Genomic DNA, 26391 nt, shown 5'->3' on the forward strand with positions numbered 1-26391 from the left:
ATGGTACTGCAGGGGGGACCCTGTGGGAGAGTAGGACGCCGCCGAACAATTCTTCTGAAGAACCCCCATCCGGATTCCGGATGGGGGTTCTTCGCATTCCAGCGCCATGCCTGGGCACGGCTCACTGGGAATGGCTCAAAGGGTCTTCCCAGTGAGGCGTCACCGGGCCGGTCGGAGGGCCCCGTGTTTCCCCGGTGCGGCGCCCGGCAGGGAGATCCGGGTCGGTCCTGTCGGTGTGTCCGCGTACTGTGGTGTCCGTCGGGGGCTTGGGGCCCGAGGGAGGGGAGCCGTTGCGCAGGGTGCCGCCGGAGATGTTCCGGTTCACGACGGGGGACAAGGCCGAGCTCTACGGCGCGATCCTCCAGGCCTTCGGTGCGGCCAACGAGCGGCTGGAGACCGCTCTCGGGCTGGACGAGGTCCGCTCTCGTCTGCGGACGGTGGGCTGGCTCGACGCGATCCACGACGACGATCTTCAGGAGGCGCTGCGCAAGCTGCGGGAGTGGCAGCTGCTGGGTGTCGTCCAGAACCACGCGGAGAACTACCGGACTGCCGAGGAGTACGAGCGCCGCAACCTCCAGTACTCGCTGACCCGGCGCGGCGAGGCCGCGTTCGCCGGGGTCGAGCACGCCCTTGCCGTACTCGCCTCGACCGGTGCGCTCCAGACGGCGGTGCTGGAGGCGATCACGGACCGGCTCGACGAACTGTACGTCCTGCTGGGGGATCCCGCGTCCTCGGACCGTCGGGTGTTCACGACGCTGCAGGAGCTGGAGGGGCACCTGGAAGCGCTGCTGGCCAACACCAAGGCGTTCAACGGCGAGTTGCAGCGCCTGCTGCGGGCCGAGGGCGCGGACCTGGCGACGTTCCGGGAGGTGAAGGCCGCGACGGTGGCCTACCTCCAGGAGTTCCTCGTCAACCTCGATCAGCGGGGGCAGGCGGTCGCCTCCGCCGTGGAGCGGGTCGAGCGGCGCGGAGTGAGCCCGCTGCACGAGCGGGCGTTGCGGGGTGCCGAGCTGCCGCCGGTCGCCGGCGGCGATCCCGCGCCGGCGTGGCTGGAGCGGCGCCGGGCGCGCTGGGAAGGGCTGCGGGCGTGGTTCCGGCCGACGGACGGGGCGCGTCCCCGTGTCGAGCAGCTGCACGACGTGGCGCGGCGGGCGATCGTGACGCTCCTCCAGGTCCTCGACCGGATCACCGAGTCGCGACGTCGCTCCTCCAGTGCCGTCCAGGACTTCCGGGAGCTGGCCCGCTGGTTCGCCGCCGCGCCCACCGAGGACGACCTGCACCGCCTGTGGGCGGCCGCCTTCGGCCTCGGCCCGTCCCGTCACGCCCATCTCGCCCACCCCGACCAGGAGTTGGTGCCGTCGTCGGGTACCTGGGCCCAGGCCCCGCCGGTGGAGGTGTCGGCCCTGCTGCGCACCAGTGGCCGCACGGAACGGTTCACGCGGACAGGCAGGGTGCGCGACATCGGCGGGATCAAGGCGGCCCGGGCCGAGCGGGCCCGGAAGGAGCGCGCCGAACTCGAAGCGGCCTGGGACGTCCTGGGCACCGACGGGCCCGTGCGGCTGTCCGGTTTCGGCATGCTGGACCACTCGGTCTTCGAGCGACTGCTCGACCTCCTCGGCCGGGCGCTGGCCGTGCGACCGGACGCCAGCGGTGCGCGTCGGGCCGTCACCTCGGACGGCCGCGTCGAGGTCGTCCTCCGGCCGCTGCCCGGCGGCGGACGGGCCGTCCTGCGGACGTCCCGGGGAAGGCTGGAGGGGCCTGACTACCTGGTGGAGATCCGCAGCCCGGGCACCATGCGGGAGCCCGCTGGACCGGAGGCGCGATGAGCGGGCGGAGCCGGCGAGCGATCAAGAGGCGAACATGAGCACCCTGGCGAACCAACTGGTCCTGGCCGAGCGGCAGGACGTCGCCCGGGGCATCAGACTGCTCCTCGGCCGGCCGCTGGTCACCGAGCGCGGCGACCCGACCGCCTTCGAGCTGATCCGCCGCCGGCAGGACCCGCTGACGAAGTGGTTCGACTACTACTGCGGCTGGCAGCTGGTGGTCGAGCCGCGCCTGGGGTACGCGCGCCTGCTCAAGATCCGGACCGTCCCCGACGCCTCGCGCCCCGCCCGCCGGCTGCGCTCCGGCAAGGCGCCGTTCGACCGCCGCCGCTACACCCTGCTGTGCGTCGTCGCGGCCGAGCTGCTGCCGGTCCCCGTGACGACGGTCGGCCTGCTCGCCGACCGCGTCGTCCAAGCCTGTGCCACCGATGAGGCGCTGCCGCCCTTCGACACGGCGAGCAAGCCCGAGCGCATGGCGTTCGTCGACGTCCTCAAGCTGCTGGAGTCCTGCGGCGCGCTTCTCACCGTGGACGGCGTCACAGAGAGCTTCGCGGACTCGGCGGAGGCCAAGGTGCTCTACCGTGTGGACGCCACGGTGCTGATGCGGCTGCTCGCCGCGCCCGTCGGGCCGTCCCGGCTGGCCGTACCGGCGGAGGAGACCGCGCTGCGGTTCGAGGAACTCCTGCGCGACACCGTGCGCGAGAGCCGGTACGGAGGTGCCGACGCCTCCGACGCGCAGCGCAACCTGCGGCTGCGGCACTCGGTGCTGCGCAGGCTCCTCGACGATCCCGTCCTCCACCACGACGAGCTCTCCGCCGACGAACTGGCCTACCTCACCTCGCCGACGGGCCGCCAGATCGTCCGGCGCGCGGCCGAGCAGGGCGGCTTCGTGCTGGAGGAACGGGCCGACGGCCTGCTCCTCGTCGACCCGGAGGGGATCGCCACCGACAGCCGCTTCCCGGACGACTCCGCGACGGCCCGCGTCGCCGCCCTGCTCCTGCTGGAACCGCTGACGGCCGCTCCGGACGGGCTGACGCCGGAACAGCTCGGCGCCGAGGCGACCGAACTGCTGCTGCGGTTCCCGGCGTGGGCGAAGAGCTACCAGTCGGAGGACGGGGCCCAGCGCCTCACCGCCGATGCCGTCCGCGTCCTCGCCGACTTCGGCCTGGCCCGCCGGATCGGCGACCGCACCGTCCCCCGGCCCGCGGCGTTCCGGTACCGGGCCACCACGGCCGAGGGCGCCGCCACACGAACCAGAGAGGATCGCTGATGACCGTGACACCACTCCCGCAGTCCGCCACGTTCCGGACGACGGCGGAAGGGGCGCGGTGGCAGCCCTCCAGGGCCGGCATCCTCAACGTCTGGCGCTACTACGACGAGACCTTCACGTTCCACGAGGGCCGGCTGCTCCTGCGCGGGCAGAACGGCACGGGCAAGTCCAAGGCGCTGGAGGTGCTGCTGCCGTTCCTGCTCGACGCCAGCCTGCGGCCCAACCGGCTGTCCACCTTCGGCGGCTCCGAGCGCACCATGCACTGGAACCTGATGGGTGAGGGCGCGTCGGGCAAGACCCGGGTCGGGTACGTGTGGCTGGAGTTCGTCCGCGACGACGGCGGCGGCCCCACCTGGTTCACCTGCGGTGCCAGGCTCCAGGCCAGTGTGCACACCACCGGTGTCACCGCCGACTACTTCACCACCGGCGCGCGGATCGACCACCCCGGCGGCCTCGCCCTGGTCAACGAGGCGGGCCAGCCGCTCACCCGCGCAGCCCTGGCCGAAGCCCTGCAGGGCCGTGGCGAGCTGCACGGATCGTCGGCCGACTACCGCACCACGGTCCGGAGCACGCTCTTCCCCGGGCTGAACGAGCAGCGCTACGACGCCCTGATCACCGCCCTGCTCCAGCTCCGCACCCCCAAGCTCTCCGAGCGCCTCGACCCGTCGCTGCTGTCCTCCCTGCTCTCCCGGGCCCTGCCCCCGCTCGGACAGGGCGAGATCACCGAACTGGCCGAGGGCTTCGAGCGCCTGGACCGCCAGCGCGAACACCTGAAGGCACTGGACGACGAAGTGGCCGCGGCCACCGCCGTCGCGGCCCAGCAACGCGGCTACGCCCAGCGCGTCCTGCGCGCCGGGGCGGCCGCGCTCATCTCCGCGACGACCGAGATGGACAACCTGACCCGAATCGCCAGGGAGAGCGAGGAGAAGCACGCCGAAGCCCTGCGCGAGCGCGAGGAGAGCAGGAGTGCGAAGGAGGAACTCGAACACCGGGTGCAGGAGATCGACGGCGCCATCGAGGGGCTTCTCGACTCCGAGATCTACCGGCAGGGTCAGGAACTCGACCAGCTCCGCCGCCGCGCCGACCACGCCGCCCGGACCGCCGCCCGCCTCCTCGCCGCCGCCGACCGGAAGGCCGGCACGGCCACCGAGGACGCCGAGCGTGCCGACGAGGCGCGGCTGCGCTCGGAGCAGCGGGCCGAGCACACCGCCGCCGCCCGGGAGGATGCCCGCGGCGCGGCGCGGCGGGCAGCCATGGAGTCCCTCTGCACCGAGGTGCAGGCGATGCTCGGCACCGCACCGGGTCCGTCCGGCGACGCGGAGGAGCAGGGGCGCGCCGCACGCCGCCTGCTCCGTGGTGCGGTCGCCTCGCGGCACGGCCAGATCACCCGGGTCCGCGCCGCCGTGGAGCGCCACGAGCGTTCCGTCGGGGACCGGACGGCGGCGGAGGGCCACCTCGACACGGCACGCGGGCGGCTGGCCGAAGCGACCGCGCGGCGCGACGGGAACGCCCGCGCGTACGAGACCGCCGTCGACGCCCACGCCGACCTCCTGCGCCGGTGGGCGACGGCCGACTGCACCGAGTTGCGCATCGACGACGCCGAGGAACTCGCCTCCCGAGCCGCCGTCGAGACCGACGTCCTCGCGCTGGTCGAAGCCGCCGCCCGCGCCGTCGAGAGCAGCCTCACCGCCGACGAGACGACCGCCCGCGCCGGCCGGAACGACGCCCGTGCCCGGCGTGACCGGATCGCCGAGGAGCTGGAACGCACCGCGGCCGCGGCCGACCTCCCGCCGCTCCCACCACGCACCCGCACGGCCGACCGGTCGGCCCTGCCGGGGGCGCCGTTGTGGCGACTGCTGGTGTTCCAGCCGCATGTACCGCCCGCCGACCAGGCCGGCATCGAAGCGGCTCTGGAAGCGGCGGGCCTGCTGGACGCCTGGATGACCCCCGACGGGGGCATCGCCGTCCCCGGCCACGACACACTGGCCGACCCGGCGTCGGCCACTCCCGCACCGGGCCCCTCCCTGCTCGACGTCCTGTCTCCCGAACCCGACGGCCCGGTGCCGGCCGGTCAGGTACGGCGGCTGCTCGCCGGCATCGCCTACGGCTCCACGCTCCCCGCGGGACACCCGGCCGCCGTGGCGGCCGACGGAAGCTGGCGGCTCGCGACGGCCACCGGTACGTGGACGAAGGAGGAGTCCAGCCACATCGGCGCCGCGGCCAGGGAACGCGCCAGGCAGCGGCGGATCACCGAACTCTCCGCCGAACTGGCCGAGGCCAACACCGACGTCACCGGGTTCGAAGCGCGGCTGCACACCCTCGCCGACCGCCGGCTGCGCCTCGGCGCCGACCTGCGGTCCCGGCCGCACCACCGGGAGGTCGACCAGGCCAGGCGCGCCTGGGAGAAGTCCGAGTCCGAGGTGGGCGCCCGCGAGGACTCCGTACGCGAGGCCGTCGAGCGGCTCGCGAGGCAGGAGGAGACCGTCGCGTCCGCGCTCCGCACCCTCGCCGTCGCCTCGGCCGAGCACGCCCTGCCGGCCGAACGCACCGCCCTGGACGCCACCGCCACGGCCGTCGACGCGCTGCGCGAACAGACCGACGTCTGGCTGGACGCCCACCTCGCCTGGGTGGCCGCCCACCACGCCTGGGACACCGCCCGCACCCATGCCGAGGCCTCCCGGGCGGCCGCCGCGGAGAGCGTGGCCGAAGCCGAGGAGGCCGACGCCACTGCCCGAGGGCTCCGATCCACGCTCCGGGCCGTCGAGAGCACCGTCGGCGAGGACTACCGCCAGGTGGCCGCCCGGATCGGCGACCTGCGGACGTCGCTCGACCGGACCCGCCGCGAGATCGATGCCGGCACTCGGGCACTCATCGCGCTGGAAGGCCGGATCGGCTCGCTGAGCGCCACCACGGCCCAGGACGCGGCCCGGCGTGACGACGCCGTGGCGGCCCGCAACGGGGCCGCCCGTGCCTTCCGGCGCCTGTGCGTCCTCGGTCTCCCCGAGGACGCGGGCCTCGGTCTCGTCCTCACCTCCGCGGACGGCACCCGCGCCACCCTCGAAGCGGCCCGCGAGACCGCCGCCACGTGGCCCAACCTGCCGCACGGCACCAGGAACCTCGGCGACTCGCTGAACCGCCTGTCCGAAGCCGTCCACCGCGCCCGCCAGAGCCTCAGCAGCCGCGCCGACCTCGAACTCGAGGCCGACGAGGACATCCACGTCCTCACCGCCACCGTCGACGGCATCCGGGTCGGCGCGACCGGCCTCCTCGCCATCCTCACCAACGACCGTGACCGCAGCCAGGACGACATCACCGCCGCCGAACGCGGTCTCTTCGACCGGACCCTCACCGGCGCCACCCGGCGCCACCTCGCCTCCCGCATCCGCCAGGCCGGTGAACTCGTCGAGCGGATGAACGGCCACCTCGAACGGGTCCGCACCGCCTCCCGGGTGGCCGTCCGCCTGGTCTGGCAGATCCACCCCGACCTGCCCGCCGGCACCCGGACGGCCCGTGAGCTGCTGCTCAAGGACCCGGCCCGGATCACCGAGGCCGACCGCGAGGCCCTGCACGCCTTCTTCCGGGGCCGCATCGAGGAGGCCAAGACCCGCAACACCGCCGCCACATGGGAGGAACAGCTCGCCCAGGTCCTCGACTACACCGCCTGGCACCAGTTCGTCGTCAAGCTCGACCGCGCCAACGGCGCCGGCTGGCAACTGCTCACCAGGAAGCTCCACGGCGCGCTCTCGGGCGGCGAGAAGGCCATCGCCCTCCACCTGCCGCTCTTCGCCGCCGTGGCCGCCCACTACGAGGCGGTGCCGCGGTCCCCACGGCTGATCCTGCTCGACGAGGTCTTCGTCGGCGTCGACACCGTCAACCGCGGGCAGGTCTTCGCCCTCCTCGCAGCGCTCGACCTCGACCTGGTACTCACCTCCGACCACGAGTGGTGCACCTACCGGGAGCTCTCCGGCATCGCCGTCCACCAGCTGATCACCGGCGGTGACGGTGACGACGCCGTCACCAGCGCCCGCTTCACCTGGACGGGCACCGACCTGCTGCCCGACGACACCGACACGGACGAGCCGACATGACGGACCGCCACCGCCTCGACCTCCCCGAACTCCGGCCCCTCTGGTCGGCCGTCCACGACCGCCTGTCGACCGGCCGCCCCGTCAGCCGGGTGCGGCTCGGGCCGCTCGACGACGCCGGACAGGAGGCCCTGGCCGACCTCCTCGGGCTCGACCGGCTGCCCGGGGCCGAACCGACGATTTCTCTCGCCGGACTCGAAACCGCCGTGGTGGACGCCTGCGGCCGGTCTGTCCGGGAGGTGGTGAGCGCGATCCTCGGCCCCGTCCACGACCGGGCCGCCGAGCGCGAACACAAGGCCGGCCAACGCGACGCCCTGTGGGGGTGGTTGGCCGGGCACGAGGTGGTCGCCGCCCAGCCCGTCCTCATGGAATGGGCCGGCCACCTGCGTGCGGGCGGCCTCGTCGACGGCTCACCCGACCGGACCCGGACCCTCCTGTCCGCTGCGCTGACCGTCCTCGCCGCACTCCCGGCCGACGGCGAGCCACTTCCGGTCCTCGCCGCACGTCTCCTCGACGGCGACTCCCACGCCCTCGACGACGGGACACGGCTGTCCGCCCTCGTCCTACGCGCCCTGGCGGTGCAGTACGGCACCGACCTGCCGGACAGCGCGGAAACCCGGCGCGCGCTCTGGACCCGGGCCGGGGTCGCCGACGACGAACTCTCCGCCACCGTGCTCGCTGCCGGTCTCCGCCCCGAGGGCGGAGGTCCGGTCGCCAGGATCTCCCGCATCTGTGCCGCAGCCGGGCACCCCGTCAGCTTCACCCTCGCCCAACTACGCTCACCCGGCGAATTCACCGGCCCCGCAGGGCCGGTGCACATCACCGAGAACCCCAGCGTGCTCGCCCTCGCGCTCCGACGCTTCGGCCCCCACTGCCCGCCGCTCGTCTGCACCTCAGGCTGGCCCAACACCGCCGTGCTCCACCTGCTGCGCCGACTCGCGGACGACGGTGCCTCCCTGCACTACCACGGCGACTTCGACGGCGAGGGCATCCGCATCGCGGCCCACGTCCTTGCCAAGACCGGAGCCGTCCCCTGGCGCATGGCAGCCGCGGACTACCGATCGGCCGTGGGCCGGCTCCCCACGGGCCCGGATCCCGGACGCCTCACGCCCGCACCGTGGGACCCGGTCCTCGCCGAAGCGATGGCCGAGCTGCGGACGGCCGTCGTCGAGGAGGTGGTCGCCGACGTACTCCTGGACGACCTGGCAGAGGGGAGGCGATGACACCCCGTCCACCGGGCCGAGGGGTTCGGTCATGGCCCTCGGCGATGTGGAAGGACCCCGCGAAGACCTCGCGCGGGTCCGCCGCGGCTTCCCGCAGGACCGGCTGTCGGCGCCGGGGGCTATGGTCTGCGGCATGGCGACAGTGACCTTCGTCGACGAGACGACATCAGGGCTGCGACGGGACGCCGGGAGGCTCGCCGTCGACGAGGAGCGGTTGACGCTGCGCGAGCTGATCCGCCGCCGGGTGGTCCAGGAGGTGGCCGAGCACAACGCCCGCCGCCCCGAGGTGTTCCACGGTCTGGTGCAGCCGACCCAGGCCGAGTCGCCCCTGAACGGGTACCGGCTGCGGGCGCCGGACCACGCGGTCGACCCCGAGCGACAGTTCCTGAGCGCGGTCGAGGCGTTCGGCCGCAACGGGTTCCTGGTGCTCGTCGGCGACCGCCAGGTCGAGGAGCTGGACGCCGAGCTGGACCTGCGCACCGACACCGAGGTGTGCTTCCTGAAACTTGTTCCGCTGGTAGGTGGCTGAATGACAACGACCGAACTGCTCGACCCCGCCGTCGGGCGGCTGCTCGACGCGCTCGACACCGGGGACGTGGACGCGATCACCAGGGCGCTGACGGAGGTCGACACCGCCGTCGGGGGCGACTGGTCCGCCGAGCGCGTGGTGCCCGCCCGCGAGCGGGTGCTGGAGCTGCACCGCAACACCCGGGCCGCGCTGGTGGCGAGCCTGATGAGCTGGATGCTGATGCTCTGGCGGCCCGTGCAGACCGATGAGTCGGAACAGCGGCGCAGCGCGCTGATCCGGCTGGCCTCGATGGTCTCCCAGGGCTTTCCGCAGGGGCGGCCCCGCGAGCTCCGCGAGGACCGGCTCCACCTGATGGGCCGCCAGTGGCACCTCGCCGAACTGCACGCGGCCGAGCGACTGATCAGCGACGAGCTGGAGGCCGGCCGCCCGGTCGACGGTGCGGTGGTCGCCGCCGTGCGCCGGTCCGCGCTGATGGTCCGGCCTCACTACAGCCTCGTCATCGACCTCGCGGCCGCGCTGCCCGAGCCGCTGCTCAGCCCCGGCGAGGCCTGGGCCGACCGGGTCCTGGCCGCCCTCGACGAGCCCGGTGCGTCCGGGGGCACCGACCGGCCGTGGATGGACCTGGTCAAGCACGCCCTCCAGGTCAAGTCCCCGAAGCCGAACGCGCGTTGGGAACGGACCGGGCGCGCGCTGATCGACGCGGTCGGCCCCGAGCGGGCCCGCGAGCGGATCACCGAATGGCTCTCGCTGGTCGGCAGCCCGCGCACCCTCGACCTGGTCGCGGAGCCGCGTGGCGCAGGAGTCGACCAGTTCGACCCCCACAACCTGGACGTGCTGCGCGGACTCGCCCTGCTGCTGGCCCTGACCCCGGCCCATCCGGACACCGCCCGGGTGCTGGCCCGGCTGGTCGAGTCCGCGCTGCGCAGGGCACCGGGCATCGGCCCCCGCGCGCCCAAGGTGGCCAATGCCGCCGTGCACTCCCTCGCCCGTCTGGACGGTGAGGACGGTCTGGCCCAACTGGCCGTCCTCACCACCAGGGTGACGTACAAGGGCACCGTCAAGGAGCTGGACAAGGCGCTCCGGGACCGGGCCGCCGAGCTCGGCCTCACTCGGGTCGAGATCGAGGAACTCTCCGTCCCCTCCTACGGGTTGACCGACACCGGCGGGCGCGTCGAGCGGTTCGGCGAGGCCCGGGTGGAGCTGGTGGTGGAGGGTTCCCGGATCCGCCAGACCTGGTACAACGAGGCCGGCCGCGCGGTGAAGACCCCGCCCGCCGCGGTGCGCCGTGAACACGCGGACCAGCTCAAGGAGTTCAAGGCCTCGGTCAAGGACCTGGAGAAGATGCTCGCCGCGCAGTCCGAGCGGCTGGACCGGCAGTTCCTGGCGCGGCGCAGCTGGCGGTACGGCCCCTGGCGGCAGCGCCTCCTGGACCACCCGCTGGTCGGCACCCTGGCCCGCCGGCTGATCTGGACCGTGGACGGCACGGCGTGCGCCTGGCTGGACGGCGCCCTGCGCACCGTGACCGGCGACGAACTCGCGCCCGCCGCCGACGCGTCGGTCGAGCTGTGGCACCCGGTCGCCTGCCCGGCCGAGAGCGTGCTCGCCTGGCGCGCCGTGCTGGAGCGCCACGGAGTCGTCCAGCCGTTCAAGCAGGCGCACCGGGAGGTGTACCTGCTCACCGCCGCCGAGGAGCGCACCGAGGTGTACTCCAACCGCTTCGCCGCGCACGTCCTGCGCCAGCACCGGTTCCACGCCCTGGCCGCCGCACGGGGCTGGCACAGCCAGCTGCAGCTCGCGGTGGACAACTCCTTCGCCGCCCCGAAGCGGCTGCTGCCCGAGTGGGGGTTGCGGGCCGAGTTCCGGGTGCACGGCATGGACGCCGACTGGCGGGCGAACTTCGCCCACCTGGGCACCGACCAGGTGCGCTTCTACCCGATCGACGCGCCGGAGAGCTTCACCCACGCGGGCAGCGGCCAGTACGGTCCGGTCATGCGGCCCGGACTGCAACCGGTCGAGCCGGTGCCGCTCACCGAGGTGCCGCCGCTGGTACTGAGCGAAGTGCTGCGCGATGTCGACCTGTTCGTCGGCGTGACGAGCGTCGGCAACGACCCGACCTGGTCGGACGGCGGACCGGAGGGCCGGTACCGCGACTACTGGCAGTCGTACAGCTTCGGCGAGCTGTCGCAGAGCGCCCGTGAGCGCGGCGAGTTGCTGGCCCGGCTGCTGCCCCGGCTGGCGGTCGGGGACCGCTGTACGGTGGACGGCCGCTTCCTGGAGGTCCGCGGCGAACTGCGCACGTACCGGATCCACCTGGGCTCGGGCAACATCCTGATGGCGCCCGACGACACCTATCTGTGCATCGTGCCCAGCCCTGACAGTCCGACTGACGGACAGGCGTACCTGCCGTTCGAGGGCGACCCCATGCTGGCGGTCATCCTCAGCAAGGCGCTGCTGCTGGCCCGCGACACCGCGATCACCGACCCGACCATCACCAGCCAACTGGTCCGGCGCTGACCGCCGGCGCCACCGGCAGGCCGGAGCCCCGCTGACTGGACGAAGCGCCAGGCAGCGGGGCTTTCGTCATTGGCAGGAGGCCCGTCCCACGGTCGGGAGCGAATCCGACGAGGCGCATCTGCCAGGCCGCTCCCGGCCGCACTGGGAAGGGGTGCGAGCGGTTGCGTGCTGCGATGTCGGGGGCCGACAACAGGTGCGCTGCGTCTCTCTGCGGTCGTCCGGTGACTGCGAGCCTCGGCGCCGCACTCGGAAGGCGTCATGCGCCTGGTACCGCGACCTGGCCGGTCGGTGCCCGCCGGGCGTGGTTCGGGAGGCCACGCGGGTGCGGCACCGAGGCAAACCAAGGTCTCCCCGGCAAGCCGGGAAGCTTTCACTGCGGGCCGCGAAACGGGCGACGGGACGTATGGTGCCAGGTCGGGCCAGTATGGGATGGGGGCTGCGGGTTCACCGGTCGGCTCGAGTGAGGTTCTCGTAATGGGCATGTCATGGGATTCGGCGTCGCGGCCCGGACGTGAGGGCGCCGGCGCGATGGCAGGGCGCGGTCCTGCGGGGGTGGCGCAGATCCTGCGGTCGGCGCCGGACCGGTTCGACGCGCACATCGGCGGCCTCTGCCCGCTGTCGGAGGACCGGCAACTTCTCGAACTGGCCATGACAGTCACTGCTCGGATCGTCATCGGCACGGCGCACCGCACCGACGACGTCGCGCTGCTGCTGGTCCGGTCCGCACCCCGGTGACCTGCGACGGGAAGGAGACCGTTTCCGTGGCACGCACGCCCCTGCTGGCCGTACGCGGCGTCTCCAAGCGGTTCGGCGCCGTACAGGCGCTGAGCGACGTCGGCCTCGACATCGAGGAGGGGGAGGTCGTCGCGCTGGTCGGGGACAACGGTGCCGGCAAGTCCACGCTGGTCAAGATCGTCTCCGGGGTGTCCACGCCGGACACCGGAGTGATCGAGTGGGAGGGCCGACGAGTCGACCTCCGCAGGCCGATCGACGCCCAGAACCTCGGCATCGCCACCGTCCACCAGGACCTGTCGCTGTGCGACAACCTCGATACGGTCGCCAATCTCTTCCTCGGTCGTGAGCTGGGCAGATTCGGCATCCTCGACGAGGTCGAGATGGAGAGGCGCTGCCGCGAGCTGCTGCGCACCCTGTCCATCCGGATCCCCAGTCTGCGCGTTCCGGTCGGCTCGCTCTCCGGCGGCCAGCGTCAGACCGTCGCCATTGCGCGCGCGATGATCGGCAAGCCCCGGATCGTGATCCTGGACGAGCCCACCGCGGCCCTCGGGGTCGGACAGACCGCGCTGGTCCTGGAACTGGTAGAACGCCTGCGGGCGCACCAGCTCGGCGTGCTGATCGTCAGCCACGACCTGGAGAACGTGCGGGCGGTCGCCGACCGGGTGGTGGTGCTGCGCCTCGGTCGCAACGGTGGTTTCTTCGACACGAGGTTCGCCACTCAGGAGCAGATCATCTCGGCCGTCACGGGCGACCACAGCATGGCCGTGACCCTGCAGCAGAGCCTGCTGCCCCGTGGGCTGCCCGAGCAGGACGCTCTCGATGTCGCCTACCGCTACCTGCCCGCGCAGTCGGGTGTGGGCGGAGACTGGTTCGATGTCATCCCCTTGTCCGGCACGCGCGTCGCGCTGGTCGTCGGAGACATCGTCGGGCACGGTGTGCACGCGGCCGCCACCATGGGCCGTCTCAGGACGGCCGTGCACAACTTCTCCATGCTGGACCTGCCCCCCGACGATCTCCTTGCGCACCTCGACGAACTGGTCAACCGGATCGACAAGGACGAGGCCACCACGCGTGGCGATCCCGGGATCACCGGAGCCACCTGCCTGTACGCGATCTACGACCCGGTGTCGAGGTGCTGCGAGCTGGCCCGGGCCGGCCATCTCCCGCCCGCGCTCATGGCGCCCGACGGCACGGTGGAATACCTCGACCTGCCGGCCGGACCGCCGCTCGGCGTGGGCGGCCTGCCCTTCGAGACCGTGCAACTGCAGGTGCCCGAGGGCAGCAAGCTGGTCCTGTACACCAACGGCCTCGTCGAGGACCGCCGACGGGACATCGACCATGGACTCGAACTCCTGCGCAGCACCTTGGCCGAGGCCGACAGGACGCCGGAGGAGACCTGCGACGCGGTGCTCGAGGCGCTGCTGCCCGCGAACTCGACGGACGACGTCGTCCTCCTCGTGGCGCGCGCCCGTGCGTTGTCGGCCGGTCGAATCGCCCAGTGGGACGTCCCGATGGATCCGGCCGCCGTGGCCGGCATCCGGGCCTCGGCCACGCGGCAGTTGGCCGAGTGGGGGCTGGAGGAGATGGCGTTCACCACGGAGCTGATCCTCAGCGAGCTCATCACCAATGCGATCCGCTACGGCAGTGAACCGATCAGCGTCCGCCTTCTGCGGGATCGCACGCTGATCTGCGAGGTTTCGGACACCAGCAGCACCTCCCCGCATCTGCACTACGCCGCGGCCACGGACGAAGGCGGACGTGGACTGTTCCTCGTCGCCCAGCTCGCCGAGCGCTGGGGTACCCGGTACACCCCCGCTTCCAAGATCATCTGGGCGGAGCAGCCACTCTGATCCGCTGGTCCTGTCGACGTCGTGCGGGGGAGCAGCCGCCGGCGCTTGAGCGGGGGAGTCTGCCAGCGGTCTGCCAGTGGTGTGCCAGCGCGGTGCGCAACGGTGGGACGTGCCGGGAGGTGCGCCGTAACCCAGGAGTGCGCGACTGCCCGGCACGATGACGAAAGGGCACCCGCATGACTCGCACCTCGAGCAGCGGGCCTGGGCGGACGCCTGCCAGCGCCTCGGTCGGCAGTGCGCGGCCCGCAACGCCGCGCTGCTGCCCCACATCTCCACCGCGAACGTCGCCCGGGACATGGACCTGCTGCGCCGGGCGGTCGGCGACCGGCAGCTCAGCTACCTGGGTACCTCGTACGGCACCTAGTGTCGGAATCGGGTGCGGCTCGATGCCGCTGAGCGGTTCGGGCGTGGTGGCAGCGGGGTGATCGCTGCCGGCCTGAAGGTCGCGGCTTTCCCGCCTCAGGCGACCCGGTCGAACCGGACGACTGATGCGGCCAGCTCGTACAGCAAGCGACTGCGGCCCGCGGACGGAAGCAGCGGCTCCAACTGCATCCACGCGTTGCTCATCAACTGGTCGGCCTCGTCCAGACAGGCTTTCACCGCTCCGCACGAGTCGAGTTCCCGGTACGCCTCGGCCACTGCTCCGGCGCTGCCCGAGCCCTCCCGAAGCTGCTGCCAGAGCAGGATCAGCTGTCGCTGCGGTAACCGACCCACGGCGTGCGCCAGCGGCATGGTGACCTTTCCGCCGCGCAGGTCCTCGGCGGCCTGTTTCGTCGGCACCCCGTCCCTCATGACGCCACGCAGATCAGCGACATCGTCGGCGATCTGGTAGGCCGTGCCCACCGCTGAGCCGAAAGCCGCCAGTGCTCCGCGCAGTTCCGGCCCGGCACCGGTGACGACTCCGGCCGCCTCCAAGGCTCCTGCGGCCGGGGCGCCGGACTTCAGCCGGTGAGTCAGACGGACCATGTCGAGTACGGCGTGCCGGTCGCCTCCGGTCACGGCCTCGTCCATCTCCTCACGGTGGCCGTGGATGTCCAGTGCCTGGCCGGCGTGCGCTGCCCGCAGGAGGCTCAGAGCCAGAGCCCGCAGCTCTCCGCACCGCGCGGCATCATCGGGGAAGGTGAGCTGGACCGCCCGGTCCCACAGGAAGTAGGCCGCGGTACCGGCGTTCACCGCCGTCGGCATGCCGAACACGGTGTGCACCGCCGGTCGTCCGCGGCGCAGCGGTGAGGCGTCCTGGACGTCGTCGACGATGAGGGAGCCGGTGTGCAGCAGTTCCACCGCCGCGATCAACAGTCCGCAGCGCTCGCTGTCCCCACCCAGCAGGCCGGTGGCCTCCCAGGCCAGCACGGGCCGCCACCGCTGCCCTCCGGCGTTGGTCAGATGGCGGACAGGGGCGGTCAGCGCCCGGTGCAGGCGCCCGGCGAGGCCCCGGCTGCTCGCACCGGCGGACTCGGGCATGTGAGCGGGCGGCAGCCACGTGGCACACGAACCCGTCGGCGTGTTCGGGCACAGACGGCCGATGTAGTGATTGATGCGTGTGGTTGCGTGGTCGATGCGTTGTCGGACGGCGTCCGTCTCCGTCTCTGCGCTCACCGGACTTCCTTCCGCTCACATGCAGCCTTCGGTCGTGCTGAGGACCCGCCAGGGTGCCCTGATCGGGTGACGGCTGTCCGCCCGTGACGAGCAGGGCTGCTCCCTGGTGGGTTCTTCGCGTACCCCGACACCGTGGTGTAGCCCGCCCGCTCGAAGTCGTGCACGCGACCTGTGCACACGGGCTCCTGGCGCGACCGTGATCAACGAGCAAAGCGTGACCGGCCAAACCTCCCAAACCGTCCATTACGCCAATGGCGGCATGTCACACCGTACGAGGTGGTGGATGAGGCCGTGGCCCGCCTCGCCCCGCTCAGGCACCGAGCACCGTCGTCGGCGTGGACCGGATGAGCATCACCCGCCGATCGGCCTGGTCGCGCTCCTGTGCCTCCTTCTCGGAGGCGTCGCTGTACCGCTTCTTGGTGTCGCAGGCCTCCCGCACCGCGTCGAGCGCGGCACGGGTCTTGATGACCGCGTCTTCGAAGCCGCCGTTGCGGATGGCTGATGCAGTGCGCCACACCACGGGTGGGCGTACTTACTGGCGGCTGTCGCCCTGGTGGATGGCCTTTCCCAGACGGTGGCCGGGATGTGGAGCGGGCGGGCGGTGGATGGCGACGAGCGCGGCGTCGTCGTTGAGCCGCCCGCCGACGTAGGCGAGGAGATCGCGGCGGATGTGGTGCAGGAGCACATCGGGAGCGCTGTCCGTCCAGTCGGCGATCCGTTCCGGGAGAGGGTAGAAGTCGCCGGCGTGGTCGCGGGCTTCGATGACGCCGTCGGTGTAGAGGAGCAGGGTGTCGCCGGCCTGGAAGGCGGCCACATCGGGGGTGTGGTCTGCCGCCGCCATCGCGGCCACACCCAGTGGAGGCGCGGGGTGCAGGCTCAGGGGGGAGACCGAGTGGTCCGGAGTGAGAAGCAGAGGCGGGGGGTGCCCGCAGCTGATCATCTGGGTGGCGGAGCTGCCGTCGGGGATCTCCAGCAGCAGAGCGGTGGCGAAGTGTTCTCCCGCGTCGCCGTCCGGGGTCGCGAACTCGGCCTCGTAGCGGCTGATGCTGTGCTCCAGGGCTGCGGCCAGCGCGGGAAGGTCCGCGTGCTGGTGCGCGGCCTCGCGGAAGGCTCCGAGCAGGATCGCGGCCTCTCCGACCGCCGGCAGGCCCTTGCCCCTGACGTCGCCGATCATCACGCGGACCCCGTCTTCGGTGCGGGTGGCCGCGTACAGGTCACCTCCGATCCGGGCCTCTTCCTCGGCGGCCAGGTAGAGGCAGGAGATCTGCAGCGGGCCGATCTGGTCGGGCAGCGGCCACAACAGGACGTGCTGCGCGGCCTCGGACACGGACCGCACCTTGGCCAACTGGCGATCGCGCCGCTCGCGGACCAGACAGAAGCAGACGACCAGGACCGACAGCACGGCGAGGGTGGCGATCTGCACCAGGTGGTTCGTCGTGGTCAGTCCGCCGTGGAAGACACCGATGATCACCTGGGCGGCCAGGGCCAGCATTCCCATGGCCCCGGTCAACCGGGGGCCGGCGAACGACGCGGTGATCGCGGGCGCGATGACCAGAGCCGGCCCGAGATGGACGTCCGCGGGGGAATGGAGGTCCACCACTGTGATCACCACGATGAGCACAAGCGGAATCACCAGCAGCGCATGGGACGATCGCCACTGCTGCTCCAGACCGGCGAGGCGCCGCCCGAGACTCACCCTTTTACTGTGCACCTCTCCCGTTTACCGTGCACCTCTCCCGCGTCGCCGGCGAACGCGGAGTGAGGGCGCCGTTTCGAATGACCTTCGAATGACCGACGACGAATCGTGCGACGTCGACGCCGCGGCACTCGGTGTCGCGATCTCGGCCGGAACCGGTGGGCCGGCCGCCGAGGGGCGAAGTCGTCGCCCGCCCGGGACACCGGCTTCGGGCACCTCGAACGAGTTCCGGCGCCTGGAACCTGCACGGGTCGGAGCCTCACCTCAGACTCAGTGGCCTGGACGTCGCCGGGCGACGAGGGCAGCGATGTCGTCGTTGAGCTCGCCGCCGCTGTAGGCGACCAGGTCGCGGTGGAGGTGATCGAGGAGCTGGTGGGGCGCCTCGCCGCTCCACGAGCGGATGCGTTCGGTGAGGGGGTAGAAGGCGCCGGAGCAGTCGCGGGTCTCCGTGACCCCGTCGGTGTACAGCAGGAGCTGGTCTCCGGGCTGGAAGGGGGCGAGGTCGACGTGGTACCCGTCGCTCGCCAGCATGCCCAGGTTGAGCGGCGGCGAGGGAGCGGCGGGCTGAAGCTGCCGGACCCCACCGCGGTGCAGCAGCAGTGGGGGCGGGTGGCCGCAGGTGACGGTCCGGACGACCGCCTCGTCGTCCGGGATCTCGGCGAGGAGCGCGGTGATGAAACGTTCAGCGATCTCCGAGCCCGGGACCCCCGGGTACTGGGAGGCGTGGCGGCTCATGCTCGTCTCCAGGCGGCACGCGAGGCGGGGCAGGTCGGGCGCGTCGTGGGCAGCCTCGCGGAAGGCGCTGAGCAGCGCCGCGGCTGTCTGCACCGCGAGCAGGCCCTTGCCGCGTACGTCGCCGATGAGCAGCCGTACGCCGTGCGGGGTGTGTATCGCCTCGTACAGGTCGCCGCCGATCCGGGCCTCCGCCGCGGCGGCCAGGTAGAGGCTCTCGAGCGTGACGTGCCCGAGGTGGCGTGGTACCGGATGCAGCACCGCCAGCTGGGCGGCCTCAGCCACCGAGCGGACCTGCACCAGCTGATGGGCGCGTCGGTTCAGCAGGCGGTTGAGGAAGACGGCGAACACCGCGATCGCCAGGAGGGAGGCCAGTTCGGAGTAGGCGGTCGCATCCCGCAGCGCATCGAAGTCCACCATGAGGCCGACGAAGATGCCGCACGCGCCCACTCCGATGAGCACGGTCCCCCACAGGGGCAGCAGCGCGGCGGCAGCAACCATGGCGGTGGCGAAGAAGGCATCCGGCCTCACATCGCGGGGTGTGAAGAGGCCGATGAGCAGGCCGACGAACAGCAGCAGAGCAGGCAGTGCGGGCAGGAACCTGGCCCGCGTACCAGCGCTGTGCGGGACTCTGCGCTTCACAGGAGACCTCGCCACCGTGCCGCTCCCGGCGTCACACAGGTCGAGCAGCAGCCTGGGCCCCAAGCCAGGCGACCGACTTGGGTAATCCTATCGCCGTTCACCCGTAGCCCACGAACCACCCGCTTCTCTCCACAAGCGGTCGCCGCTTCCACCGACGCCGCTGTGCGGTCGCCGGGGCCGGCACGAACCCGGGGGCCGTCGCCGTGCGCTTCGACGAGCCGCGGAAACGCGGACCGGTGCGTCACCGGCCTCGCCGGGGGATCCTGGTCGGGTGGGGGGTTGGAAGGCGAGGTGGTCGACCATGAACGCCCAGGCCGGTACCAGCGGGCCCGATGCCGCCTTCGCCTCGGCCCGGGCGGTCGCGGTGGCAGCACCCGACGGGGGGCTCACGGGTTGGAGTTCCGGTGCGCGCGACCTGCTCGGCTACTCGGCCGCCGAGGTCGTGGGACGGCCCGCCACGGCACTGCTCGCCGCCGGCCCGCCCGCGTCCGCCCGCGAGCGGCTCGCCGCGCAGCAGGAGTGGGCCGGGCGGGTCGCCCTCCGTCACCGCGACGGCCACCGGGTGGAATGCACGCTACGCGCACGTCCGCTGCCCACGGGTGACGGGCGGGCCGGCTGGCTGTGCGAGGCCGAACCGCTGCCGGCCGTCCCGCCGTCGGAGGAGGACGACCGCGAGAACGACAGGCTGCTCCGCTGGGCGTTCGACCAGTCTCCGTTCGCTCTCGCGATCTACGACACCGACGGCCGGTTCCTGCGCATCAACGGGCCCATGGCCCGCCAGCTCGCCGCCTCCGAACAGGAGGTCCGGGGCCTGAGGATCACCGAGCACATGCCCGATCCGGCGTTCCGGCTTCCCGAAAGCTACGTCGACCGCGTGGCGGCGACCGGCGCGCCCGAGCACGTCGAGAACTTCGTCCGTGTCCCGGGAGAACTCCTTCCGCACGCCTGGATCGTCCACTTCGCTCCGCTCAGGGATCCGGCCGGGACGGTGCACGGCGTCCAGATGGCCAGGCTCGACTTCTCCGAGCAGGCCGCCGCCCGTGAGCGTCTCGCGCTCCTGGACCAGGCCACCAGGAGCATCGGCAGCAGCCTGGACGTGGTCCGTACGACCCAGGAACTGGCCGACATCGCCGTGCCCGCATGCGGCGACTTCGTCGCGGTCGACCTGCTCGAACCGGTACTGCGCGGCGAGGAGCCGGCTCCGATCCCGGCCGAAGCCCACCTCCTGCTGAGGCGGACGGCCGTGTGTGCCAGCGTGCCCCCGGCGGTGGAGGTCGGCCGTACCGCGCGCTACCCGGAGTCCTCGCCGGTCGCCCGCTGTCTCGTCACCGGCCAGGGCGTCGTCCACCGCATCACCGATCCCGAGGTCACCCGTTGGCTGGCCGAGGACCCGGACCGGGCCGCCTGGGTGCGCAGGTACGACCCCCACTCGGTGCTCGCGCTGCCGCTGCGCGCCCGCGGCACGAACCTCGGCGCCGTCCTGTGCGCCCGCCTGGCGCCCCACACCGCTCCGTACGGCCCGGACGACCTGCGGATCGCCGAGGAACTCGCGACCCGCGCCGCCGTCTGCATCGACAACGCCCGCCGCTACACCCGCGAACGCACCACCGCCCTCACGCTCCAGCACAGCCTGCTGCCCCAGAAACTGTCCGAGCAGGCCGCCGTGGAAGTCGCCGGCCGCTACCTGCCCGCCGACTCCCGGGTCGGCGTCGGCGGCGACTGGTACGACGTCATCCCGCTCTCCGGAGCCCGCGTCGCCCTGGTCGTCGGCGACGTCGTCGGCCGCGGCGTCCACGCCTCCGCCGCGATGGGCCGCCTGCGTACGGCGGTCCGCACCCTCGCCGACGTCGACCTCGCCCCGGACGAGTTGCTCGCCCACCTGGACGACCTGGTGATCCGGCTCGGCACCGGACACACCACCGACGCGCAGGCGCCCGCCGCGGATTTCGGCGCCACCTGCCTCTACGCGGTCTACGATCCGGTTTCCCGCATGTGCTCCCTGGCCAGCGCCGGCCATCCCCATCCGGCCGTGGTCACCCCCGACGGCAACGTGAGCTTCCTGCCCCTGCCCACCGGCCCGCCCCTGGGACTGGGGGGACTTCCCTTCGAATCCGTCGACCGCCGGCTTCCGGAGGGCAGCCTCCTCGCGCTCTACACGGACGGCCTCATCGAGACCCGGCACCGTGATGTGGACGTCGGACTCGACGCCCTGCTCACCGCGCTCGGCAGTGCGGTGCCCTCCCTGGAGAGCACCTGCGACCTGGTACTCAAGGCCATGCTCGCCGAGCACTACCCGGACGACGTCGCGCTGCTCATCGCCCGGACCCGGGCCCTGGACACCGAGCACGTCGCGGAGTGGGACCTGCCCAGAGATCCTGCCGTCGTTGCCGAGGCCCGCGCCCGGGCGACGGCCCAACTCCACGCCTGGGGCCTGGACGAACTCGCCTTCGTCACCGAACTCGTCGTCAGCGAGCTGGTCACCAACGCGATCCGGTACGCGGCCCCGCCCATCCGGCTTCGGCTCATCAAGGAGCGGACGCTGGTCTGCGAGGTCGCCGACGGCAGCAGCACCGCCCCCCACCTGCGCCGCGCCCGCACCTTCGACGAAGGCGGACGCGGCCTGATGCTCGTCGCCCAGCTCACCGACCGCTGGGGCACCCGCAACACCGGTACCGGGAAAGTCATCTGGGCCGAGCAGCCGCTGCCCATCGGGGCCGCCGAGGTGCGGTGACGGCCCGCCCGAAGGGCCGCGGGGGCGCGAGCCTTCGCACGCGGCACTGTGACGCAGGTCACTACATCTGTAGAACCTGGGCGCCGCAGCGGGCGTCTGGCTGGTGTGAGATCACGCAGGAGAGCACTGGACGAGCTGGACGAGGAACGCCTCCTCCGGCTGGTGGCCAGAGGTGACCGCGGGGCGTTCGACGAGTTGTACCGGCGCACGTCGCCGTGGCTGGCGGTGCGGCTGCGCCGCCGCTGCGCGGACGAGCAGATCGTCGCCGAGGTCATGCAGGAGACCTATCTGGCGGTGTGGCGCGCGGCCGGCGCGTTCGCCGGGAGCACGGTCGGCGGGACGGCCGTCGGATGGCTGTGGACGATCGCGGCGCGCCGCCTCGTCGACGCGTTCCGGCGCCGCGCCCACCACGCCGAACCGCCGGTCGCCGCCGCCGGGCGGACGGTGGTGCCCGCGGCGGAGGAAGAGGCACTCGCCGGGACCGTCGGCGGCGACGTCGGCGACGCGCTGCGGCGACTGGCGCCGGAACTCCGAGAGGTACTGCAGGCCACGGTGCTCGACGGGCTCTCCGTCCGGGAGACCGCCGTGCTGCTGAGACTGCCCGAGGGCACGGTCAAGACACGCGCCCGCCGGGCCCGGATCGCGATGCGGGAGGCACTGGCATGAGCGGGGAACACGCGTCGATGCGGTTGATCGACGACTACGCACGTGGTGACACGACGATCGCGGCGGACACGGTATGGGCGCTGGAGGCCCATCTGGAGACGTGCGCGCCGTGCCGGAGCCGCTTGGCGGCCTCCGTGGCCACCGAGGCACCCGGCGTCGCCGCGCTCGTCGACACCGTCCGGGCCGGTCTGGAACCGCAGTTGGACGCGGCCGTCAGGGCACCCTCGCGGCGGCACAGCCCGAGGTGGGTGGCGGCCTGGCTGACGCCGGCCATGGCCCCGTGGTTGGCCATGACCGTCGTCGTCACCCTGATGGCGCTGCTGCTGGACGCGGTCGCGCCGCCGACGTTCTCCGGCGACACCTCTCCCGTGTTGGCGATCGCGCCCGTGCTGCCGCTGTGCGGTGTCGCCGCATCGTGGTCACGCGGCCTGGACCCGGCGCACGAACTGACGGCCTCGACCGCCCGAGCCGGCCTGCCCCTGCTCCTCAGGCGCACCACGGCGGTTCTCGTGGTGGTCCTGCCCGGGCTCCTGGTGGGGGGATGGCTGACCGGAACCATGACGGCCGCGCAGTGGCTGCTGCCCTCCCTGGCCTTCACCTCCGCCGCCCTGGCGCTGGGCAGCGTGGTCGGCGTGACCCGCGCCGCCGTCGGGCTGATGGCCGCGTGGGGCGCCGTCGTCGCGGTACCCGCGTGGGTCACCGGCCGCTTCCCCTTCGTCCTGCGGCCGGACCAGCTTCCCGTGTGGGGACTGCTCCTCGCGCTCGGCATCGGCGCCGTGATCGCCCGCAGAAACGCGTACTCAACGCAGTGAAACCATCATCGACCCTCGAAAGGGACCACCGCATGACGCCCACCACGAGCGCGGCCGACACCGCGCCGAAAACCTACGCCTGGGAGATCCGCGCCAGCGGCCTGAGAGTACGCGTCGGACGCAAGAAAATGGCCGTCGACGGACTCGACCTCTCCCTGGGCACCGGCACCCACGGCCTCCTCGGACCCAACGGAGCGGGAAAGACCACCCTGATCCGGACGCTGGCCACCGTGCTGCGCCCCACCGGGGGCGAACTGGAGATGCTCGGCACCTGCGTGGGCGCGATGGTCGACCACCGGGCCCTGCGCCGCCAAATCGGCTACCTGCCGCAGGACTTCGGCTACTACAAGCGCTTCACGGTGCGCGAGTTCGTTGAGTACATGGCCTGGCTGAAGGAGGTTCCCAAGGCGGACGTCCCCGAGGCCGTCCAGCGGGCGGTGGAACGAGTCGGACTGGCGGACCGCGCCGACCACCGGATGAAGACCCTGTCCGGCGGCATGGTGCGGCGCGCCGGCATCGCCCAGGCCATCGTCAACGACCCCGCGGTGCTGCTGCTGGACGAGCCGACAGTCGGCCTGGACCCGGCGCAGCGGCTGCGCTTTCGCGAGCTGCTCCAGGAACTGGGCCGCGACACCTGTGTGGTCGTCTCCACCCACCTGGTCGAGGACGTCGCGGCCGCCTGCTCCGACGTGGTCCTCTTCGCCGACGGCCGCCTCGTCTTCCAGGGCACGCCGGACGACCTGGCCTCGGCGGGCGGCCCCGAGTACCCGGGCGACAGCCCCCTGGAGCGCGGCTACTCGGCGCTGCTCCGCACCTCCGGGCAGCCGGGAGGTACCTGGTGAACGGGCGGGTGCTGCGTATCGAGCTGAAGCGCTCCGTCGCCCCGTGGCCTGGCCTCGTCGTCCTGGGAGGCAGTCTGGCGGTCTTCTGCCTGATCGACGGGATCTGGTGGCAGGGCGACGCGGGATGGACGGCCCAGTGGACCTCCATGGCCATGTGGACCCGGTACCTGCTGGGCTTCTGGTGGCCGCTCGTGGTGGGCATGGGGGCGGTGTACGGGCTGCGCGACTCCCGCTCGCGGATGGCCGAACTGCTGACGACCACGCCGCTGCCGGCCTGGCGCCGTGCGGCGCTGCCGGCCGGCGCGACGGCACTCGTGCTGGCGTCGGGCTTCGGTCTCCTCGTCCTCGTGGGCGGAGTCCAGGTGGGCCTCGGCGCCACCTCCTACACGAGTCTCGGCTGGCTGCCGATCTCGCTGGTGGCGGCGCTGTCCCTCGTCGCGGGGGCCGTGTTCGGCATGGGCGTCGCGCGGGCCGTGCCCTCCGTGCTCACCCCGCCGGCCCTGACGGTGTTCCTCCTGCTGACGGCCCTCCTCCTGCGGCAGAGCAATGAGAGCGCACTGCCATCGAGCAGCGCGCCGAACCGGCTCGCCCTGCTGTTCCCGGTGACCTCGGAGCCGCGGGAGATGCTGCTGACCCTGTCCGGCTCCGTGCACCTCGGCCAGACGCTCTGGCTGCTCGGCCTGCTCGCCACCGGCTTCGCACTGCTGTCGGCCGCGACCCGCCGGGCCCGACTGCTCGCGGTGGCCCCCGTCCTGGCCGGCGCGGCCCTGGCCCTGCTGATCCTCCCGGCCACTCCGCGCGACACCTACGTCGTCGACAAGGCCGCCGCCACCCTGCTCTGCGACGGACCGGTGTGCGTGACGCAGGCCAACCGCTCACACCTGGCCGAACTCGCGCCGCGCGGCAAGGACGCGCTGCGCGTGCTGCACGACGCCCTGGGCGACCAGGCGCCGAACTCGGTGCGGGAGGACACCGAGCTGCGCGCGCTCGGCGACAACCGCGAACTCTCCGGCGACGCGGTGCTGATCGACTTCGACGACCCGCTGATCGCCAAGGCGTCAGGCGACGAACTGACCCGCCTCCTGGTCGCCCAGGGCCTGGCACCCAACTGCGGACCGCGCACCCCCTGGGAGGGCAGGGGCCAGGTCGACATCCCCGTACAGAGCATCGCCGCGAGCTGGGCCTTGGGCGATCACCAGTTCAAACCGCTGCAGCAGCCGGACACCTACGCGTACTCGCAACGTACATGGGCGGACGCCGACGTCGTCTGGCAGCGGCTGATGGCGCTGCCACCGGCCGAGCAGCGCTCGCGGATCGCCGAGGTGCACACCGCCGCCCTCTCCTGCACGGGGTACAACGAGCTTTCGGTGCTGGCGGGGGAGACGTCGCGATGAGGTGGCTGACCTTGTACGCGCGTTCACGGCAGGTGCCCGCCTCTGCCGCCGCGGTCCTGCTCGTCGCGCTGGCCGCGTGGGCCTTCCACCAGGACGGCGCGGGCCCGATGGACCTGGGGATCGCGGTCGTGGTCCTCACCGCGAACGTGGCGGCCGCTTCCGTCGGGCTCGGTGGGCAGGACGTCGCACTGGAGAGCACGGCCGCGATCCGGTGGGCACCCCGCCGGACGGCACACGTGCTGCTGATCGGGGCGGTCGCCGGGGCGGCGCTGCTGGCGGTCCGGGCGGCGGGAGTGGAGCTCGCCCCCACCGAGGCCGTGGTCCGGGACAGCGCGGGCCTGGTCGGCCTGGCCGCGCTCGGTGCGGTGCTGTGCGGCGCACAGTTCGCGTGGACCCTGCCGACCGGCTGGCTCGCGTTCACCCTCCTTGTCCCGGTTCCGCCCGGCATCGCGGGAGAGGTGGGCGACTGGATGATCATTTCCCCCGCCACGACGATGTCCGCCGCGACCGCGTGGGCCCTGCTGGCGACCGGCACCGTGCTGTACGCCGCAGCAGGACCGAGGCGATAACGGGGGCACGCCCCGCGCCCGCGCCCCGCCACGGCACTGCGCGACCTGCTGCAGCATGCCTTGGCGGGGCCACCGAACCAGGCGTAGGACACGGCCGTCCGCAGGGCGACCATGCAGCCCGAGCCAGAAATCCCCCACATGCGGTCACGCTATCGGCGCCGATGGTGGCCGGCTCCCTCCTTTACCACTTCGGCGACGGTCACTGACCGGCGTGAACCCGGTCGTCCGTCAGACGGGCCGAGGGGCCGTTTGTCTCGGACGCGGAGGAGGAGTACTGTCTACCAGTCGCTTGGCAGGGAGAACCGGACACGCATCGGCGCGGACGGTCCCGGAGCGGCCGATCCCCTGAAACACCACTTCCCGGCTCGGGCCGGGTCGCGTCTTGTCGTGGCTCGGCGTGTATTCGGCATGTGTGTTTATCGGGATTGTGGCTGGATTCGCTTCTTGGAGCGGGGATCGGCTAGAGTTTGGACCGTCGGACGGGGCGTAAAGCTCCGGTAAGACACCGGCAAATTGGATGACGAAGCCCCGGAAAACGGAGCGGAAAACATCTGGTAAGCTGGAAACACGAAAGAACGAAGCGCCCAGAGGGCCCGCTGGAAGGCGGTCCGAAGGAAGTGTCCGTTCCTTGAGAACTCAACAGCGTGCCAAAAGTCAACGCCAGATATGTTGACATCCCCGG

Annotated in this window: 18 protein-coding genes and 2 pseudogenes; 16 read left to right on the forward strand and 4 right to left on the reverse strand. The window is 72.4% G+C overall.

Going from position 1 to position 26391, the window contains the following annotated elements:
* Positions 1-311: 311 nt before the first annotated feature.
* The 10 genes and pseudogenes from ACWCXH_RS36965 to ACWCXH_RS37010 all read left to right on the forward strand — a co-directional run bounded on the left by ACWCXH_RS36965 (position 312) and on the right by ACWCXH_RS37010 (position 14393).
* A complete protein-coding gene (locus ACWCXH_RS36965) occupies positions 312-1826 on the forward strand; it encodes a TIGR02677 family protein (RefSeq protein WP_449805902.1) in 1515 nt (504 codons plus the stop codon).
* Positions 1827-1860: 34 nt separating this feature from the next.
* A complete protein-coding gene (locus ACWCXH_RS36970; RefSeq protein WP_449805885.1) occupies positions 1861-3093 on the forward strand; it encodes a TIGR02678 family protein in 1233 nt (410 codons plus the stop codon).
* On the forward strand, positions 3093-7181 hold the full coding sequence (locus tag ACWCXH_RS36975; protein WP_449805886.1) for a TIGR02680 family protein: 4089 nt from the start codon (positions 3093-3095) through the stop codon (positions 7179-7181). The genes ACWCXH_RS36970 and ACWCXH_RS36975 overlap by 1 nt, the downstream gene beginning before the upstream one ends.
* Positions 7178-8401: a TIGR02679 family protein gene (locus ACWCXH_RS36980; RefSeq protein ID WP_449805887.1), complete on the forward strand. Its 1224-nt coding sequence runs from the start codon at positions 7178-7180 to the stop codon at positions 8399-8401. Before ACWCXH_RS36975 ends, ACWCXH_RS36980 begins: the two co-directional genes overlap by 4 nt.
* Before the next feature lie 133 nt (positions 8402-8534).
* A complete protein-coding gene (locus ACWCXH_RS36985) occupies positions 8535-8930 on the forward strand; it encodes a hypothetical protein (protein ID WP_449805888.1) in 396 nt (131 codons plus the stop codon).
* The gene (locus ACWCXH_RS36990; RefSeq protein ID WP_449805889.1) at positions 8931-11444 is read left to right on the forward strand and encodes a DUF4132 domain-containing protein; all 2514 of its coding nucleotides are present in this window, start codon (positions 8931-8933) and stop codon (positions 11442-11444) included.
* Between the two features lie 552 nt (positions 11445-11996).
* The gene (locus tag ACWCXH_RS36995) at positions 11997-12179 is read left to right on the forward strand and encodes a hypothetical protein (RefSeq protein ID WP_449805890.1); all 183 of its coding nucleotides are present in this window, start codon (positions 11997-11999) and stop codon (positions 12177-12179) included.
* A 26-nt stretch (positions 12180-12205) separates the two neighbouring features.
* A pseudogene (locus ACWCXH_RS37000) lies at positions 12206-12709 on the forward strand (ATP-binding cassette domain-containing protein); the annotation flags it as partial.
* A 213-nt stretch (positions 12710-12922) separates the two neighbouring features.
* Positions 12923-14029: pseudogene (locus ACWCXH_RS37005) on the forward strand (ATP-binding SpoIIE family protein phosphatase); the annotation flags it as partial.
* 157 nt (positions 14030-14186) lie between these two features.
* Complete coding sequence (locus ACWCXH_RS37010; RefSeq protein ID WP_449805891.1) at positions 14187-14393, forward strand: hypothetical protein; 207 nt, start codon at positions 14187-14189, stop codon at positions 14391-14393.
* Positions 14394-14488: 95 nt separating this feature from the next.
* Here ACWCXH_RS37010 and ACWCXH_RS37015 read toward each other — a convergent pair whose 3' ends face one another.
* From ACWCXH_RS37015 to ACWCXH_RS37030, 4 genes are all read right to left on the reverse strand, one after another.
* Complete coding sequence (locus tag ACWCXH_RS37015; protein ID WP_449805892.1) at positions 14489-15490, reverse strand: polyprenyl synthetase family protein; 1002 nt, start codon at positions 15488-15490, stop codon at positions 14489-14491.
* 445 nt (positions 15491-15935) lie between these two features.
* Positions 15936-16142, reverse strand: a complete 207-nt coding sequence (locus ACWCXH_RS37020) for a hypothetical protein (RefSeq protein ID WP_449805893.1) — start codon at positions 16140-16142, stop codon at positions 15936-15938.
* A 15-nt stretch (positions 16143-16157) separates the two neighbouring features.
* Positions 16158-17321 (reverse strand): PP2C family protein-serine/threonine phosphatase, encoded by a 1164-nt coding sequence (locus tag ACWCXH_RS37025; protein ID WP_449805894.1) that lies wholly within the window; start codon positions 17319-17321, stop codon positions 16158-16160.
* A 270-nt stretch (positions 17322-17591) separates the two neighbouring features.
* Complete coding sequence (locus ACWCXH_RS37030) at positions 17592-18695, reverse strand: PP2C family protein-serine/threonine phosphatase (RefSeq protein WP_449805895.1); 1104 nt, start codon at positions 18693-18695, stop codon at positions 17592-17594.
* 301 nt (positions 18696-18996) lie between these two features.
* On the opposite strand from ACWCXH_RS37030, the gene ACWCXH_RS37035 reads away from it, so the two are divergent.
* The 6 genes from ACWCXH_RS37035 (at position 18997) to ACWCXH_RS37060 (ending at position 25709) form a co-directional block, all read left to right on the forward strand.
* Entirely contained in the window at positions 18997-21426 is a 2430-nt protein-coding gene (locus ACWCXH_RS37035; protein ID WP_449805896.1) for a SpoIIE family protein phosphatase, read from the forward strand.
* A 105-nt stretch (positions 21427-21531) separates the two neighbouring features.
* Positions 21532-22092: an RNA polymerase sigma factor gene (locus ACWCXH_RS37040; RefSeq protein ID WP_449805897.1), complete on the forward strand. Its 561-nt coding sequence runs from the start codon at positions 21532-21534 to the stop codon at positions 22090-22092.
* On the forward strand, positions 22089-22904 hold the full coding sequence (locus tag ACWCXH_RS37045) for a zf-HC2 domain-containing protein (protein ID WP_449805898.1): 816 nt from the start codon (positions 22089-22091) through the stop codon (positions 22902-22904). The genes ACWCXH_RS37040 and ACWCXH_RS37045 overlap by 4 nt, the downstream gene beginning before the upstream one ends.
* Before the next feature lie 32 nt (positions 22905-22936).
* On the forward strand, positions 22937-23746 hold the full coding sequence (locus ACWCXH_RS37050) for an ABC transporter ATP-binding protein (RefSeq protein WP_449805899.1): 810 nt from the start codon (positions 22937-22939) through the stop codon (positions 23744-23746).
* Positions 23743-25140: a hypothetical protein gene (locus ACWCXH_RS37055; RefSeq protein ID WP_449805900.1), complete on the forward strand. Its 1398-nt coding sequence runs from the start codon at positions 23743-23745 to the stop codon at positions 25138-25140. Before ACWCXH_RS37050 ends, ACWCXH_RS37055 begins: the two co-directional genes overlap by 4 nt.
* The gene (locus ACWCXH_RS37060; protein ID WP_449805901.1) at positions 25137-25709 is read left to right on the forward strand and encodes a hypothetical protein; all 573 of its coding nucleotides are present in this window, start codon (positions 25137-25139) and stop codon (positions 25707-25709) included. Before ACWCXH_RS37055 ends, ACWCXH_RS37060 begins: the two co-directional genes overlap by 4 nt.
* Positions 25710-26391: the final 682 nt, after the last annotated feature.

It is taken from the genome of Kitasatospora sp. NPDC001660, from assembly GCF_053596725.1.

Bases quoted from the DNA above. Each gene is read 5' to 3' on its own strand.
- ACWCXH_RS37010 (WP_449805891.1), top strand. From the start codon at position 14,187: ATGACGAAAGGGCACCCGCATGACTCGCACCTCGAGCAGCGGGCCTGG.
- ACWCXH_RS36975 (WP_449805886.1), top strand. From the start codon at position 3,093: ATGACCGTGACACCACTCCCGCAGTCCGCCACGTTCCGGACGACGGCG.
- ACWCXH_RS37060 (WP_449805901.1), top strand. From the start codon at position 25,137: ATGAGGTGGCTGACCTTGTACGCGCGTTCACGGCAGGTGCCCGCCTCT.
- ACWCXH_RS37035 (WP_449805896.1), top strand. From the start codon at position 18,997: ATGAACGCCCAGGCCGGTACCAGCGGGCCCGATGCCGCCTTCGCCTCG.
- ACWCXH_RS36970 (WP_449805885.1), top strand. From the start codon at position 1,861: ATGAGCACCCTGGCGAACCAACTGGTCCTGGCCGAGCGGCAGGACGTC.
- ACWCXH_RS36985 (WP_449805888.1), top strand. From the start codon at position 8,535: ATGGCGACAGTGACCTTCGTCGACGAGACGACATCAGGGCTGCGACGG.
- ACWCXH_RS36980 (WP_449805887.1), top strand. From the start codon at position 7,178: ATGACGGACCGCCACCGCCTCGACCTCCCCGAACTCCGGCCCCTCTGG.
- ACWCXH_RS36990 (WP_449805889.1), top strand. From the start codon at position 8,931: ATGACAACGACCGAACTGCTCGACCCCGCCGTCGGGCGGCTGCTCGAC.
- ACWCXH_RS37015 (WP_449805892.1), bottom strand. From the start codon at position 15,490: ATGCCCGAGTCCGCCGGTGCGAGCAGCCGGGGCCTCGCCGGGCGCCTG.
- ACWCXH_RS36965 (WP_449805902.1), top strand. From the start codon at position 312: ATGTTCCGGTTCACGACGGGGGACAAGGCCGAGCTCTACGGCGCGATC.
- ACWCXH_RS37045 (WP_449805898.1), top strand. From the start codon at position 22,089: ATGAGCGGGGAACACGCGTCGATGCGGTTGATCGACGACTACGCACGT.
- ACWCXH_RS37050 (WP_449805899.1), top strand. From the start codon at position 22,937: ATGACGCCCACCACGAGCGCGGCCGACACCGCGCCGAAAACCTACGCC.